Genomic DNA, 13,797 nt, shown 5'->3' on the forward strand with positions numbered 1-13,797 from the left:
GAGCAACCGGCCGCCGTCGGCGCCGGCCTGAAGGCGGCCCAGCAGCTGGGCCGGCTGAGGGCCCGCGGGGTCGTCGTGGAGGGCGACGCGCATCACCCGCCCGCTCCAGACGGCGGCGAGGCTGGCCTCGAGCAGGGGGTCACCGGCAGGGATCACCACCAGCCCATCGGGGCGCAGGGCTGTCACGATCTCGCACTTGGCGGTGGCGATGGCCTCGCGGCTGCCCAGCCGGCCGATGTGGGCCGTGCCGATGTTGGTGATCACGGTGATGTCGGGTTCGGCGCAGCGGCTGAGCCGCTCGATCTCCCCCAGTCCGCGCATGCCCATCTCCACCACCACGGCCCGATGCTCAGCGCCGGCCTTGAGCAGGGTGAGCGGTACGCCGATGTCGTTGTTCTCGTTACCCACGCTGGCAAGCACCGGCCCGAGGGGGGAGAGCACGGCCCTGATCAGCTCGCGGGTGGTGGTCTTGCCGGCCGAGCCGGTCACGGCGATCACCGGCGCGCTGCCCTGGCGGCGCCACAGACGTCCCAGCTCCTGGTAAGCCGCCTGGGTGTCATCCACCAGCCAGATCCGGCCGCCGCTGGAGCGCACCAGGTCCTCGGCCTGCCCGGCGCTGAGACGGTCCCGCTGGGCCAGGGCGCCCAGCGCCCCCTGCTCCAGGGCCGCCGCCAGGAAGCGGTGGCCATCGAAGCGCTCGCCCACCAGCGGCACGAACAGGCAGCCGGGTTCCAGCTCACGGCTGTCGGTGCCGATCCGGCTGAAGCGGGCCGCCGGATCGGCGGCGGCCGCTTCGATCGGCGGGCCCCACAGCTCCACCAGGTTCGCCAGCTGCATCGCGTCCGCCCGCATCGGATCAATCGAGCAGAATCATGCCGCCGCCCACGACGGCGTCCCGCCCCAGCTCGCCGCCGTCGGGGTCGAGCAGGCGCAGGTGCTCGTAGCCGAGGCCAAGGGCCTGCTGCCACCACTGCTGCGCCAGCCGTTGCCGTTCTTGCTCGGGCAGGCCCTGGAAGGCCTCGGAGATCCGCAGGTTCAGCAGCGCCGCCCCGCCGCCGTTGGGAGCCGCCAGCACCAGGCCCGAGTCGTCACGGAAGCCCTGCGGCAGCTGGATCGGAACGCTGCCGGCGCCCGGAGCCGCCGTCGCGTCCAGGGGTTCCGGGGGTTCCGGAAGTTCCGTGGGTTCCGGCAGATCTGCGGGGGCGTCCACCGGAGTCTGCAGCGGGTCAAGGGCTGGATCCGTGGGCCGCGGAGGCGCTGCAACCGTTGGCGAGGCTCCTGAGCCACCCCGCTCCACGGGGCTCTCGACACCGGCCGGGTGCAGCTGCCGAACGGCCAGTCCTCCGGTCAGGACCAGCAGGACCAGGATCAGCAGCAGCAGAGCGGGCCAGAAGAGGGTGGCCTGACGCCCGGGCCAGAACGGGGGTGTGGGCAGATCCCCCTGCCACTGGCGGCGCCACAGCCTCCTCAGGGCCAGCACGCAGCTGGCGGCCACCGCACGCAGATCCCTCCCCAGGGCCCGCCAGGGACTTTCGTAGACGACGGGCAGCTCGGAGCCCGAGCGCTCCATGCTCAGCCCTGGCCGCGGCGCAGAAGGGCGGAGAGGGGATTGCGGGGGCCACCGCCGCCTTCCGGCCTGGTGGGTTGGGCCGCAGCCTCGGCCTGGACGAGGCTGGGGTCGGCCTCCTGACCAAGGGAGAACTGCTCCACATCGGCGGCCGAGGGGGTGGGCTGCTTGACTCCGCGCACGTCGCGGTACATGGCGTCGTACTCGAGCGCTGAACGGGTCCAGCTGTGGTCCACCGCCATGGCGCGTAGCTGCAGCTCCCGCCAGCTGTGGCTGTGGCGGTAGGCCTCCCAGGAGCGCACGATCGCGGTGTAGAAGTCGACGGGCTCATAGCGATCGAAGCAGAAGCCGGTGCCGCTGTGGTCGGCGGGCACATGGGGCTGGACGGTGTCGACCAGGCCGCCCACCTTGCGCACGATCGGGATGCAGCCATAGCGCATCGCCAGCATCTGACTGATGCCGCAGGGCTCGAAGCGGCTGGGCATCAGAAAGGCATCGGCGCCGGCATAGATGAGCCGCGCCAGGGCATCGTCGTAGGTGAGGAAGACGGAGAAGCGGCCGGGATGGCGGGCGGCCATCTGCCAGAGGCCCGATTCATAGTGGCGATCGCCTGTTCCCAGAACCACGATCTGGCTGTCGGAATAGGCCAGGACCCTGTCGGCCACCTGAAGCAGCAGATCCACTCCCTTCTGATCCACCAGGCGGCTCACCATGCCCATCAGATAGGTGTCGGCGTTGACCCCCAGCCCCATGCGCTCCTGCAGCACCCGCTTGTTGGTGGCCCTCGGGGCCATGTCGGTGGCGCTGTAGCAGGCGGGCAGCAGGCTGTCGGTGGCGGGGTTCCAGGCTTCGGTGTCGATGCCGTTGAGGATGCCGCGCAACTTGCCGCTGATGTAATTCAGCAGGCCATCGAGACGTTCGCCGTACTCGGGCGTGCGGATCTCCTGGGCATAGGTGGGAGAGACGGCGTTGACCCGGTCGGCATAGAGCAGTGCGGCGGCCATCGTGTGATCCCCCTGCATGTACCAGGGAATCCAGGTCATGCGCTCGAGTTTCCAGCGCCAGGGTCCCTGGTATTCGAGGTTGTGGATGGTGAAGACCGTGCTGATCTCCGGGTCCTGGTGCATCCAGACCGGGATCATCCCGGTGTGCCAGTCATGGCAGTGAAAGACCTCCGGCTTCCAGTGGTTCCAGGCGAATTCGGCGGCGGCGTTGGCAAAGAACGTGAAGCGCCAATCCTCATCTTCTCCGCCGTAGATGCGTTCCGGATCGAACACCGGATGACCGATCAGGTAGAGCGGCAATCCATGGCTGGGATGCCTGGTTTCATAGACGGCGAAGTCGTTGCCCATCGCCCGGCCGCGCCAGACGGGTTCGGTTGGGATCTCCAGGCGACTCCAGAGCTTGCCGTAGCCCGGCATGATCGTGCGCACGTCGTGGCCGAGGGCCGCCACCGCCGGCGGCAGGGACCCCACCACATCGCCCATGCCCCCCACCTTGATCATCGGGGCGCACTCGGCGGCGGCGAACAACACGCGCATGGGGAGAACGCAGGGGAGGGCCGAACTCTACGTTTGCTGCCCCGGGTGACCCCTTCAGGGCAGCACGGTCACCACAGTGCCCATGCGCACCAGTTCAAAGAGGTCACGCACGTTCTCGTCGTACATGCGCACGCAGCCGTGGGAGACCGCCCGGCCGACGGTCTCGCGCTGGGGTGTGCCGTGGAAGCCGGCGGTGACGCAGCCCTTCACCTCCAGGTGCTGCTGGCCGTTGAATCCGCTCCTGCCGGCGCAGTCGCGGTAGAAGCCGATCCAGCGGCTACCCAGGGGGTTGTCGGGACCGGGGGGGTAGAGCTTGCCGCTCACCGGGTGCTTCCAGACCGGATCAGGCGCCATCTCGATCACCTGGAAGCGGCCAAGAGGTGTTTCCCAGCCGGGCATGCCCACGGCCACCGGGAAACGGCGCAGCTCACGACCGTCCTCCAGGACCACCACCTGCCTCCTGCCGCGGTAGAGCACCAGGCTGCGCTCAGGACCCGGGGACGCGATCGCCAGGGTGGCGCTGGAACCGGCCTGCGCTGGTGTCTGGGTCGACGCCGGTGGCTGCTGGGTCGGCTGTGGTTGAAGGGCCGGGGTGTGGCGGAGCTCGATCGGCGGATGCCAGGCGGCCGGAGGCGACGCGGGTCGGACCGGTTCAGCGATCACAGCTCCGGGCAGCAGCAGACCACCCGCAAGCAGGGTCGCGGACAGTGGGATCAGAGGGAACGTGAGGCGAGGCTGCACGAGCGGTCGTAAGTCCTGTGGCTCTTGACATCTACGCTACCCAGAGCAGAGAGCTAGCGAATACGGCACCGTTCCCCGCGTATCCGATTCCTGTTGATGAGGAAGACCGGCTTCGGTCGCTCGAGCGGGCTCTCCTGCTGGACACCGCCTCGGACGAGCACCTCGATCGGATCACCACCCTGGCCTCCGAGACCCTGGGAACCCCGATCGCCCTGATCTCCCTGGTGGATGCCGACCGCCAGTGGTTCCTCGCGAAGGTGGGTCTGGAGGCTGAGCAGACGCCGAGGAACATGGCCTTCTGCGCCCATGCCATCACCCAGGACGAGGAGCTGGTGATCAACGATGCCCTGCTCGACCCCCGCTTCAGCACCAATCCTCTGGTGGTGGAGGACCCCCGGATCCGCTTCTATGCGGGTGCCCAGCTGAGGGCTGCTGACGGTCAGCCCCTCGGCACGCTCTGCGTGATCGACCGGACCCCGCACGTCTTCACGGCGCAGCACCGTCGCTGGCTGCGTCTGTTCGCGGGTCTGGTCGAGCGTGAGGCCGACAACCGCCAGCGGCTGGCGCGGTGCCCCGTCACGGGGCTCTTCAACCGCGACACCTTCCTCAGCCTGGCCCAGAAGGAGTTCGAGCGGTCCCGCCGCACCGGCGGGACCATGGCCCTGCTGGTCCTTCAGCTGCTGAATGCCGGACAGATCCGGGCCGCCACCGATCCCTGTGACGCTGACCGGCCCCTGCGCGACCTCGCCACCGGCCTCGCCGGCCTCTGTCGTCCGGCGGACCTGGCGGGTCGTCTCGCGGAAGGTGTGTTCGCCCTGCTGCTGGTGAACCCTGAGGCGGATCGGCTGGCGGAGGTGGAGAAGGGGCTGCAGGCGGGAGCAGACGACGGCGGGCTGGTGCCGGGATTCCCCTGGGCACCCCGTTTCGCCATCGGTGGCACCTGGCTGGTCCCCGGCGATCTCAGTGCCGCCGATCTGATCATCCGAGCCGACAATGCCCTGCTCCTGGCCACGGAAGGAGACTGCGACACGCTCGTCACCGTGCTGGGGGACTGAGCGTCCTGCGAGGCCTCAGCGGGCGGGTGGTGGGTCCTGCGATCCTGGTGGGACTGGCGGCCGTGACGGCGCTCGAGCTCAGCCTCCATCAGGCTGGGGAGCCCCTGGCACGGCGCCGTGACGCGATGGACCTTCCCGGCCTGCTCTACACCGATCGCCATGGCGTTGAACCCCCGCTGTGCTCCTGGGCGTTCTGGATGTTCCACAAGAGCAAGAAGGTCTGGTTCCGCGTGCCCGAGACCGTGGCCGGAGATGGACTGGAGCCCCATTTCTTCTACCTGGGGCGCCGGATTCGCTTCGCGGGCGATCTCGCGGCCCTGACGCCCGAGCAGCTCCGACGGGAGCGACTCACCAGCGTGGTCTGGGGGGAGGCGGTGGCCCACGGCTGGGGACGGGGTCCGCGCCAGACCAATCATTACCTCTACATCTGGACCCGCTGGTCGCTGTTGCATCCCGCCTGTGGGGAGCCGGAGCGCTTCACGCTGCGCTATCAGCTCCAGCCGTCGCCGGGTGAATCCGGTGGCTGATCGACAGGCGGTTTCCGCTGTCGTTCCGCCGCCGGTAGGTGATCGACCAGCCACGGTCGCGCTGCAGCCGCAGCAGCATCACCATGCCCCAGTGGGCCTCCCGCTCCAGGGGGTCGTAGTCGCTGCGTGCCAGCTGCTCGCTCAGGCGCTCCCAGGCTTCCTCCATGTCGAAGTCCCGGCCATGGTCGTCGATCTGAATCGACAGCCGATCACGGCAGAGGCTCAGCTCGATCGCCACGGGCGGAGCCGGGGAGAGATCCCGGTGGGCGTGGCGCACGGCATTGGTGAACCCTTCGATCAGGGCTGTCTGGCCTTCCACCCAGAGTTCCTCAGGCAGCTGGGGATGCCTCAGCCGCTCGAACCCCTCCAGCACGTCGGCGACGGAATCGAGGTGACTCACCACCTGCAGGGAGAGGGTCCTGGCGGGGGCGTCCAGCGGGTCGACCTGGCTCACATTCCTCCGCTTCTGGGGCTGAAAACCACCAGGACCGTGCGCAGGATCAGATTCAGATCATGGCGCAGGCTCCAGTTCCGCTGGTAGCGGAGATCCAGTTCGATCACATCCTCGAAGCGGCGGATCGAGGAGCGACCACTGACCTGCCATTCGCCGCTGAGGCCTGGTTTGACATCGAAACGACGCCAGTTCGGAACGTCGTAGAGCCCGACCTCATCGGGCGTGGATGGACGGGTGCCGATCAGGCTCATGTCGCCGCACAGCACATTCCAGAACTGCGGCAGTTCGTCGAGGCTGGTCTTACGCAGGAACCGGCCCACCCTGGTGATGCGGGGGTCGTTCTCGTTCTTGAAGAAGGCGCCGGCCGCCTGGTTGGCCACCGAGGCCTTGAGGGCTTCGGCATTGCTCACCATCGAGCGGAATTTCCAGATCCTGAAGCGCCGACCCATCCAGCCGCAGCGCACCTGACTGAACAGGATCGGTCCGGGGCTGTCGATCCGGATGGCGATGGCGATCGGCAGGACCAGCAGGGCGGTGATGCTCAGCCCCACCAGGGCCCCGACGATGTCGATCAGCCGTTTCAGAGGGGAGCGCACCGAGGGATGGGTGAGGGGGGGGCGCCGCTCCTCCCGGCGCCCGGGTTCCGGGGCGATGGCCTCCGTGTGGGGCGTGATCGGAATCAGCGCGTCCAGGCCCGTCATGCTCAGGGCCAGCCGCACCTGGTGGTTGACACTCCAGGCCACCAGGCTGATCGAGCGGGCCCGGGCTGCCTTGAGGGCGCCCACCAGGGCGCCGATGCCGCTGCTGTCGATCACGGAGGTGTGGCCGAAGTCGAACACCAGCGAGCGCAGCAGGGGATCGGCCAACCAGGCGGGGATGGCATCGCGCAGGAGCACGGCTTCCGCCACGGTGAGCCTGGAGGGCAGGCGGATCAGCAGGGTGTCCTGACATGCGCTGACCTCAAACGGGGCGGGGCCGGCCGAGGGAACCTGGGGGGACTGGCTCATGGGAGGGACACAGGGCTGTCGGCCAGGGCCCGGCCGCCGAGCAGGGGGCCGAAGCGGCGGTGCAGGCGCTCCGAGAGCACCCGGGCGGAGTGGTCGGAGAGATCGCTGATCGAGGTCTGCCGGGGTTGATCGAGAAAACGCACCAGATCCCCTGGACACCAGGCGATCGGCACAGCCATGCCTTCGAGGGCCACGGCGAGCTCCACCTGATGATCGTCAACGTGCTCCTGAAAACGCACGCTGCGCGGCACCAGGACGTAGGGCTTGCTGAGCTGGTCCAGCAACAGCACAGTCCCCTCCCCACAGTGGGCGATCACCAGCCGGGCCCGCTGGATGTGCGCACGGAAGTCATCGTCCTTCAGCAGCCGATAGACCGTGGAGCCGCTGGGGAGCACCGTGGAGGTGCCGTACTGAACCACCAGCTCCTCCTGGAGAATCTGGCTCTCCTGCAGGATCTCGAGCCATTGCATCAGCCGGTTGAAGGGGTACTGCTCGGTTCCGACGGTGACGAAGATCATGGTTGTTCCCTCGATCCAGCCTGCTGCCGGGACTCCACCGGGTCGGGGATCTCCTCGGTGATCAGTTCCGAGCGGGGATAGCGGGCCTGAAGCCGGGGCCAGTGCACGTAGAGCACGTGGAGAAAAGGTCGCACCAGCCGTGCCGAGAGGCTGAGGGTGTGGGTTCTGGTGATCGACTCCACGAAGACGACCTGGCTGCCGAGCAGGCGTCCCAGGATCAGAAAGGGCACGGCCACCCCGGCTCCGGTGGAGAGGATCAGGCGCGGTCTGACCCGGCGCAGAATCACCAGGGCAAGCCAGAGATTGCGCAGGAGGTTGGGCAGGTTGCGGTTCGTGGGGCTGAAGGCCCAGTGCACGGTTTCCCCCTGCAGGCACTGCTCGGTGGTGGCGGTTCTGAAGGTCACCCAGCGGTGGGGGTACTCGCCCCAGAAGGGACGCAGTTGCTGGAGCGCCTTGAAGTGTCCTCCGGAGGAACACACCAGCAGGATCGTCATCGCCGGCCTCCGCTGGTGCTGGTGGCCTCCAGGGTGGCGTGGCGCCGCTGGCCCTCCTGGCGCATCCTGCGCTCCTGGCTGGAGCCGGTGATCCGGATCATGAGACGTTCCAGCCACCGGTAGAGACCAGGTGGCAGCAGCCACAGCAGGTAGGCCGCGCTCAGGGTGATCAGGGTCCGCATCGGTTCCTCCAGCAGGATCCGCCCGTGGCAGGCCAGGGACTGATGCAGCAGGCGCACGGCCACGCCCGGCTGGCGCTGACGGATCGCCCGTCTGGCCAGGTAGCGCAGCTGATAGGCACGTGCCTTCGGCCCCCAGCGCTGGATGAAGCCTGGATCGGTGGCGGCGGTCTTGGTCAGGATCCGCTCCCAGGCGGCGTACTGCTGCTCCAGATTGGCCGACAACCCGCCGGAACTGACGCGGTAGAGGGTGAGGGCCTCGGGCAGCCCCTCGAACCGCCAGTTGGTGTGCAGGGCGATTCTCAGCCAGCACTCGATGTCTTCCGACTGGCGGAAGGAATCGTCGAAGTAGAAGTCTTCAGGGCCTCCGTGGAACGCCGCCTCGAAGCGGATCTCCTCGAGCACCTGCCGGCGGATCACCACCGCCGAGCCGTTGCTGATCGGATTGCGGCAGAACAGCACGTCCGGGGTGATGTCACGGAGCTGGGGCATCTGATAGATCCCCAGGGGCCGCGACGCTTCGTCGATGAAGCCGGAGCGGGAGAAGCTCACCCCCACGTCGGGGTGACGCTGCAGGTGCTCCACATGCCGGGCGATCTTCTCGGGCAGCCAGAGGTCGTCGCTGTCGAGAAAGGCCAGGATCTCGCCATGGGCCTGGCGGATGCCGGTGTTCCTGGCTCCGGCCAGCCCCCGGTTCGCCTGCTCCAGGATCCGCAGACGCCCATCGTTGAACTCCCGGCAGATCGAGGGACCTTCGTCGCTGGAGCCGTCATCGACGACCAGGATTTCCAGGTTCCGGTAGGTCTGACCGATCACCGACTGCAGGCTCTCCCGCACCGTGGCCGCGCTGTTGTAGAGCGGCATGATCACCGACACGAGAGGCTGGCTGTTCACGGCTGCCCTCCGCCCGCGACGGCTGACCGGGCGCGGTTCCTCCAGCGGCGCAGCTGGACGGCTCCCCACGTGGGCCAGGTCCGGCGCGGTTGACGCAGCAGGAGCCCGGGATCACTGCGAAGGGCCCGTGCCATGAAATCGACCCCTTGCGCGGATGCTGAACCCAGCCGCAGGCTACGGCGGGCCAGATAGCGCAGGTGGATGGCCCGGGCACGGTCTTCGTGCCGCCTCACCAGCTCCGGAGCGTAGGTGCGCGCTTTCGCCAGCATGGTTTCCCAGCCGGCCTCCATGCGCTCCAGATCCGCCGACAACCCACCGACACTGGTCCGGTAGGAGGTGAGCACCGTGTTGAGACCCTCGATGGCCCATCCCGTGCAGCAGCGCACCCGCAGCAGCCACTCCAGGTCTTCGCAGTAGCTCATCTCCTCACAGAACCCCCCGGCCTCATCGAGCACGCGGCGCCTCACCACCCAGTTGGAGGTGGTGGTGGTGGGATTCTCCGCCAGGAAGTGCTCAGCCTCGAGATTCCTGAGTCGGGCGCGAGAGAGCTGCCCGCTGGATTCGCCCGCGGGCGTGAGGAACTGCACCCGGGCGAAGCTGACCCCCACCTCCGGCATGCGGCTGAGATGGTCGAGGTGGCGCTCCAGCTTGTCGGCCCGCCAGAGATCATCGGCATCGAGGAAGGCCACCACCGGCCCATGGCTGCGGGCCACCCCCAGGTTGCGGGCGGCGGAGACCCCCTTGTTGGCGGAGACGATCAGCTGCAGGCGCCGGTCCTGCGCCATCAGGCGGCGCACGAGATCGGCCGTGCCGTCCCGTGACCCATCGTCGACCACGACAAGGTCCCAGTCGCTCAGGCTCTGGGACTGCACGCTGGCGATGGTGGCCGCCAGGGTCTGCTCCGCGTTGAAGGCCGGGATCACCACCGACACCCTTGGGAGAGACAGGCCGCTCATCAGGTCAGCCCTCCGGAGGGAGCCAGCAGCAGGCGCCTGGCCCAGAGCAGGTACAGGGGCTGCAGGGCCAGATGGGTCACCATCACCGCGACAGCCACCCCGAGGATGCCCTGGGTGGTTCCAGCCAGGATCGCCAGGGTGAGGATCACGGTGAAGACGAGGTTCCAGCGCAGATCCACCTGGGGCAGACCGACGGCGCGGAACAGCATGGAGGCGGCGTTCGCAAACGGCCGGGAGAGCGCGGAGAGGCAGATCAGGATCAGGATCGGCACGGCCCCCCGCTCCACCCATTGGGCACCGAACACGATCGGCACATACAGAGGAGCCAGGCTGGACTGGAGCGCCACCAGCGGACCGATCACAAGGGCCGTTGTTCTCAGATTCCGGGAAAAGCGCTGCTGGAGCTCCAGAGGGTCGGAGCGCACATCACAGAGGTCGGAATACATCGAGACCCCCATGGCGTTCACCGCACTCAGGCTCAGCCCCAGACCCGCATTGAAAGCGAAGTAATAGACCCCCAGGGGAGCCAGTCCCACGAACCGTCCGATCAAAAGGTAATCGATGTTTTCCCTGAGGGTATTGAGCAGCTCGACTCCGAGAATCCGGCTGCCGAACCCGAGAATCCGACGCCAATTCCGGATCGTGAAGCCATGTACCGGCCGCCACGACTGGTATCGGTACATCATCACCACCCAGATGGGAGCGACCAGCAGTTTCGGCAGCACGATGGCCCACATCCCCAGGCCCATCAAGGCGAGCCCAGCGGTGAGCAGGTTGTCGGCAACGACCTGGGCCAGGTTGGTGAGGGAGAAGACATTCAGCCGGTTCTCCCGACGCACCAGGGCCGTCTGCACCATGCCCAGGGGATAGATCAGGTACGTGCAGCCGATCGCCATGATCGGCTGCACGAGTTTTGGATTGCCGAAAAAGGCTGCCACGGCGAAGGATCCTCCCGTCTGGATCAGGAACAGGCCCCCACCGAGCAGCCAGTTCAGCCAGTAGGCCGTGACGCAGAGGTCGTCGACGTCATCGGCGTCGGCCTGCACCAGCTTGTCGCCGATGCCGTTGCGGGTGAACACCCTGATGAATTCGTGGGTGGTGAGCACAATGGCGGCCAACCCGTAATCCTCAGGGCTCAACAGACGCGCCAGGATGATCGTGGCGATCAGCCGTGAGGCGCGAATCCCCAGCTCCGAGAGCCCCATCCAGCCCACATTGCGCACGAAGCGATCACGGGGAAGGCGATTTCTGAGCCACGCCATCCAGCCGGATGCCCCCCCCGGCCTGGTCATCGGAACTCCTGCAGGAGGGTGTCCCAGGCCGTGAGGAACTGCTCCCAGGCCGGAGCGGCCGTCTCCCGTCCGTGCCGGGCCCAGGCCTGCCGCTGGCTCTCGGAGCAGTCGGCCATGGTGCGGATGGCCTCCGCCCAGGCGGCCGCGCTGCCCTGCTCGACCTGGATCCCACAGCCATGGGATTGCTCGATCAGACCATCCACCGCCTGCACGAGCAGGGGCCGCCCCGCCGCCGATCCCGACCTGATCGTCATGGACCTTCAGATGCCGCACCTCGATGGCTTCGGCGCCACCGAGGAGATCCGCCGGCATTGCGCCGATCAGGGCCATCCCTGGATCGTGGCCCTCACTGCCGGCGGCCAACCCTCCGATCGGGAGCAGGCCCTGGCTGTGGGGATGAACGATTTCCTCACCAAGCCGCTGCGTCTGGAGGCCCTGCGGGACGCGCTGTGCCGGGCCGATCAGGCCCGTCAGGGCAACCAGGGAACGTCGCTGAAGTCGGGATCGCGCTTCTCCAGGAAGGCATTGCGCCCCTCCTGACCCTCGGCGGTTCGATAGAAGAGGTGGGTGGCCTGGCCTGCCAGCTCCTGGATGCCCGCCAGGCCATCGGTTTCGGCGTTGAAGGAGGCCTTGAGACAACGGATCGCCGTGGGGCTGTGCTGCAGCACCTCCCGGGCCCAGCGCACCCCCTCCGCCTCCAGCATGTGCAGAGGCACCACCGCGTTCACCAGGCCCATCGCCAGGGCCTCCTCGGCGTTGTACCGGCGGCAGAGGAACCAGATCTCCCGGGCCTTGCGTTGGCCCACCAGGCGTGCCAGATAACCGGCGCCGAAGCCGCCATCGAAGCTGCCCACCCGCGGACCCGTCTGGCCGAAGACAGCGTTCTCCGCGGCCAGGCTGAGGTCGCAGAGCAGATGCAGCACCTGGCCGCCGCCGATGGCGTAGCCCGCCACCAGGGCGATCACCACCTTGGGCAGAGAACGGATCTGGCGCTGCAGATCGAGCACGTTCAGGCGGGGGAGCCCGCTTTCATCGAGGTAGCCGCCATCGCCGCGAACGCTCTGGTCACCGCCGGCGCAGAAGGCGTAGCCCCCGTCGGCCGCCGGGCCCACGCCGGTGAACAGCACCACGCCAACCCGGGGGTCGTCGCGCACACGGCTGAAAGCGTCGTAGAGCTCCACCACCGTGCGCGGGCGGAAGGCGTTGCGTTTGGACGGACGGTTGATGGCGATCCGGGCGATCCCCTCCCCACAGAGGTCGAAGCGGATGTCCTCGTAGCTGGCGGCCGAGCTCCAGTGCACGAGGCTCTCCCCTGGCAGCACTGGGCCGGGGCTTGGGGCATCAGCCGGGTTGGGATCGACGCTCATCGCGGCGGGGCCTGGGGAGGAGTCATTCTGAGCCGCGGGCGCGGACAGTCCTGGCGCAGGCGCTGGCGCAACAGGGCATCGGCCCGGCGGTCGGTCCTCACCTCCAGCAGGGCCACCGGCCGCTCCAGGGCCCAGTCCAGGGCCCCCTTCAGCTCGGTCAGGGCCGTCACCCGCCGCCAGGGCACGCCATGGGCGGCGGCCAGGGCGGTGTGATCCAGGGGCTGGCCCATGGCGAAGAGGCGTTCGAAATCCAGGCCTGCCGTCGCCCGGATCGGCAGCTGCTCGAAGATGCCGCCTCCTCTGTTCTCGATCAGCACCACGGTGAGCCGGCCCCGCAGCTGGTGATGCCAGAGCCAGCCGTTGGCGTCGTGGAGCAGGGCCAGATCTCCGCTGAGCAGCACCAGCCCTCCGAGGCTCTCCGCCAGCCCGGCCGCCAGCGACAGCGTGCCGTCGATGCCCGAAGCCCCGCGGAAGCCATGGACGGGCCTGGCGGGGCCGCTGGGATCGGCGAAGCTCTCCCAGTCGCGCACGGGGCTGCTGCTGGCCAGCATCACCGCCAGACCAGGCGGCAGGAGCTGACTCAGGGCCCGGGCCAGGCTGGGTTCATCGGGCCGGCGGCTGGCTCCCTCGTGGGTCAGCTGGGTGGTCAGCCAGCCCTGGGTGCCGCCCTCGGCGGCCTGCCACAGCGTCAGGACCTCCGGGTTGGCCGTGGGCCCGGGGCCTCCCTGCCAGAACGGGGCCGGCAATGCCTGGCACCAGGTCGAGAGGCCGTGGCCGCAGCTGGCCTGGACCGTGCCCAGGGGATCGAGGGGGCGTGGATCCCCCTCGCTGATCAGCACCTGATGGCCGCCGCAGGCCGCCAGCCAGCGCTGCAGCCTCCGGCTGGCGGGCAGGGGACCCAGCCTCAGCACCTGGGGGGGGGCCAGCGCAGGGTCGGGGTCCTCGAGCAGCAGGTCATAGCCAGCCACCAGGTCGAGTCCGGCCTGGCCCCTGAGGCCGGAGAGACCATCGGCCAGCAGCGGCCAGCCACAGCGCTGCTGCCAGCGCTGCAGCGCCGCCACGAAGGCGGGCTTGGCGGGCATCCAGGTCTGCTTCAACCAGAGGGGCTCCACCAGCAGGAGGCCCACCGCCATCGCCACGGCCACCACCATGCCCGGCGTGGTGATGATGTTGGCCAGACGCCGTTCCATCAGGCTGTACTGCTC

General features: G+C 68.5%; 17 protein-coding genes and 1 pseudogene. 3 read left to right on the forward strand and 15 right to left on the reverse strand.

Annotated elements, in window-relative coordinates; all coding sequences use genetic code 11:
* From VB734_RS06085 to VB734_RS06100, 4 genes are all read right to left on the reverse strand, one after another.
* The coding region (locus VB734_RS06085; RefSeq protein ID WP_323243142.1) for a UDP-N-acetylmuramoyl-tripeptide--D-alanyl-D-alanine ligase at window positions 1–837 on the reverse strand (837 nt) is incomplete at its 3' end.
* 19 nt (window positions 838–856) lie between these two features.
* Window positions 857–1,570 carry a hypothetical protein gene (locus VB734_RS06090; protein ID WP_197163345.1) on the reverse strand — a complete coding sequence of 238 codons (714 nt, stop codon included), beginning with the start codon at window positions 1,568–1,570 and terminating at the stop codon, window positions 857–859.
* A 2-nt stretch (window positions 1,571–1,572) separates the two neighbouring features.
* Window positions 1,573–3,108, reverse strand: a complete 1,536-nt coding sequence (gene glgA, locus VB734_RS06095; protein ID WP_197163347.1) for a glycogen synthase GlgA — start codon at window positions 3,106–3,108, stop codon at window positions 1,573–1,575.
* A 54-nt stretch (window positions 3,109–3,162) separates the two neighbouring features.
* The gene (locus VB734_RS06100) at window positions 3,163–3,849 is read right to left on the reverse strand and encodes a L,D-transpeptidase (RefSeq protein WP_322781683.1); all 687 of its coding nucleotides are present in this window, start codon (window positions 3,847–3,849) and stop codon (window positions 3,163–3,165) included.
* A 17-nt stretch (window positions 3,850–3,866) separates the two neighbouring features.
* Between VB734_RS06100 and VB734_RS06105 the strand changes: the two genes are divergently transcribed.
* A complete protein-coding gene (locus VB734_RS06105) occupies window positions 3,867–4,904 on the forward strand; it encodes a GGDEF domain-containing protein (RefSeq protein ID WP_322781682.1) in 1,038 nt (345 codons plus the stop codon).
* 29 nt (window positions 4,905–4,933) lie between these two features.
* Window positions 4,934–5,431 carry a hypothetical protein gene (locus VB734_RS06110; RefSeq protein ID WP_322781681.1) on the forward strand — a complete coding sequence of 166 codons (498 nt, stop codon included), beginning with the start codon at window positions 4,934–4,936 and terminating at the stop codon, window positions 5,429–5,431.
* Here VB734_RS06110 and VB734_RS06115 read toward each other — a convergent pair.
* The 8 genes from VB734_RS06115 to VB734_RS06150 are packed head-to-tail and all read right to left on the reverse strand — an operon-like array spanning window position 5,382 to window position 11,479.
* Entirely contained in the window at window positions 5,382–5,885 is a 504-nt protein-coding gene (locus tag VB734_RS06115; RefSeq protein ID WP_322781680.1) for an ATP-binding protein, read from the reverse strand. The genes VB734_RS06110 and VB734_RS06115 overlap by 50 nt on opposite strands.
* The gene (locus VB734_RS06120) at window positions 5,882–6,892 is read right to left on the reverse strand and encodes a sugar transferase (protein ID WP_322781679.1); all 1,011 of its coding nucleotides are present in this window, start codon (window positions 6,890–6,892) and stop codon (window positions 5,882–5,884) included. Before VB734_RS06120 ends, VB734_RS06115 begins: the two co-directional genes overlap by 4 nt.
* Window positions 6,889–7,410: a glycosyltransferase gene (locus VB734_RS06125; RefSeq protein WP_322781678.1), complete on the reverse strand. Its 522-nt coding sequence runs from the start codon at window positions 7,408–7,410 to the stop codon at window positions 6,889–6,891. Before VB734_RS06125 ends, VB734_RS06120 begins: the two co-directional genes overlap by 4 nt.
* A complete protein-coding gene (locus VB734_RS06130; protein WP_322781677.1) occupies window positions 7,407–7,904 on the reverse strand; it encodes a UDP-N-acetylglucosamine--LPS N-acetylglucosamine transferase in 498 nt (165 codons plus the stop codon). Before VB734_RS06130 ends, VB734_RS06125 begins: the two co-directional genes overlap by 4 nt.
* Window positions 7,901–8,977 (reverse strand): glycosyltransferase family 2 protein, encoded by a 1,077-nt coding sequence (locus tag VB734_RS06135; protein ID WP_322781676.1) that lies wholly within the window; start codon window positions 8,975–8,977, stop codon window positions 7,901–7,903. Before VB734_RS06135 ends, VB734_RS06130 begins: the two co-directional genes overlap by 4 nt.
* The gene (locus tag VB734_RS06140; protein WP_322781675.1) at window positions 8,974–9,933 is read right to left on the reverse strand and encodes a glycosyltransferase family 2 protein; all 960 of its coding nucleotides are present in this window, start codon (window positions 9,931–9,933) and stop codon (window positions 8,974–8,976) included. The genes VB734_RS06135 and VB734_RS06140 overlap by 4 nt, the downstream gene beginning before the upstream one ends.
* A complete protein-coding gene (locus VB734_RS06145) occupies window positions 9,933–11,195 on the reverse strand; it encodes a lipopolysaccharide biosynthesis protein (RefSeq protein ID WP_322781674.1) in 1,263 nt (420 codons plus the stop codon). The genes VB734_RS06140 and VB734_RS06145 overlap by 1 nt, the downstream gene beginning before the upstream one ends.
* 26 nt (window positions 11,196–11,221) lie before the next feature.
* Window positions 11,222–11,479: a hypothetical protein gene (locus VB734_RS06150; RefSeq protein WP_322781673.1), complete on the reverse strand. Its 258-nt coding sequence runs from the start codon at window positions 11,477–11,479 to the stop codon at window positions 11,222–11,224.
* On the opposite strand from VB734_RS06150, the gene VB734_RS06155 reads away from it, so the two are divergent.
* Window positions 11,478–11,765, forward strand: a complete 288-nt coding sequence (locus VB734_RS06155; protein ID WP_322781672.1) for a response regulator — start codon at window positions 11,478–11,480, stop codon at window positions 11,763–11,765. The two genes, VB734_RS06150 and VB734_RS06155, sit on opposite strands and share 2 nt — an antisense overlap.
* Here VB734_RS06155 and menB read toward each other — a convergent pair.
* From menB to VB734_RS06170, 3 genes and pseudogenes are all read right to left on the reverse strand, one after another.
* Window positions 11,696–12,592 carry a 1,4-dihydroxy-2-naphthoyl-CoA synthase gene (gene menB, locus VB734_RS06160; RefSeq protein WP_322781671.1) on the reverse strand — a complete coding sequence of 299 codons (897 nt, stop codon included), beginning with the start codon at window positions 12,590–12,592 and terminating at the stop codon, window positions 11,696–11,698. The genes VB734_RS06155 and menB overlap by 70 nt on opposite strands.
* The gene (locus VB734_RS14640) at window positions 12,589–13,143 is read right to left on the reverse strand and encodes a thiamine pyrophosphate-binding protein (RefSeq protein ID WP_416238042.1); all 555 of its coding nucleotides are present in this window, start codon (window positions 13,141–13,143) and stop codon (window positions 12,589–12,591) included. Before VB734_RS14640 ends, menB begins: the two co-directional genes overlap by 4 nt.
* Window positions 13,144–13,620: 477 nt before the next feature.
* Window positions 13,621–13,797: pseudogene (locus VB734_RS06170) on the reverse strand (CopD family protein); the annotation flags it as partial.

Source organism: Synechococcus sp. BA-124 BA4 (assembly GCF_034931165.1).

Bases quoted from the DNA above. Each gene is read 5' to 3' on its own strand.
- VB734_RS14640 (WP_416238042.1), bottom strand. From the start codon at position 13,143: ATGCTGGCCAGCAGCAGCCCCGTGCGCGACTGGGAGAGCTTCGCCGAT.
- VB734_RS06140 (WP_322781675.1), bottom strand. From the start codon at position 9,933: ATGAGCGGCCTGTCTCTCCCAAGGGTGTCGGTGGTGATCCCGGCCTTC.
- VB734_RS06090 (WP_197163345.1), bottom strand. From the start codon at position 1,570: ATGGAGCGCTCGGGCTCCGAGCTGCCCGTCGTCTACGAAAGTCCCTGG.
- menB (WP_322781671.1), bottom strand. From the start codon at position 12,592: ATGAGCGTCGATCCCAACCCGGCTGATGCCCCAAGCCCCGGCCCAGTG.
- VB734_RS06145 (WP_322781674.1), bottom strand. From the start codon at position 11,195: ATGGCGTGGCTCAGAAATCGCCTTCCCCGTGATCGCTTCGTGCGCAAT.
- VB734_RS06150 (WP_322781673.1), bottom strand. From the start codon at position 11,479: ATGACGATCAGGTCGGGATCGGCGGCGGGGCGGCCCCTGCTCGTGCAG.
- VB734_RS06125 (WP_322781678.1), bottom strand. From the start codon at position 7,410: ATGATCTTCGTCACCGTCGGAACCGAGCAGTACCCCTTCAACCGGCTG.
- VB734_RS06155 (WP_322781672.1), top strand. From the start codon at position 11,478: ATGGACCTTCAGATGCCGCACCTCGATGGCTTCGGCGCCACCGAGGAG.
- VB734_RS06130 (WP_322781677.1), bottom strand. From the start codon at position 7,904: ATGACGATCCTGCTGGTGTGTTCCTCCGGAGGACACTTCAAGGCGCTC.
- VB734_RS06120 (WP_322781679.1), bottom strand. From the start codon at position 6,892: ATGAGCCAGTCCCCCCAGGTTCCCTCGGCCGGCCCCGCCCCGTTTGAG.
- glgA (WP_197163347.1), bottom strand. From the start codon at position 3,108: ATGCGCGTGTTGTTCGCCGCCGCCGAGTGCGCCCCGATGATCAAGGTG.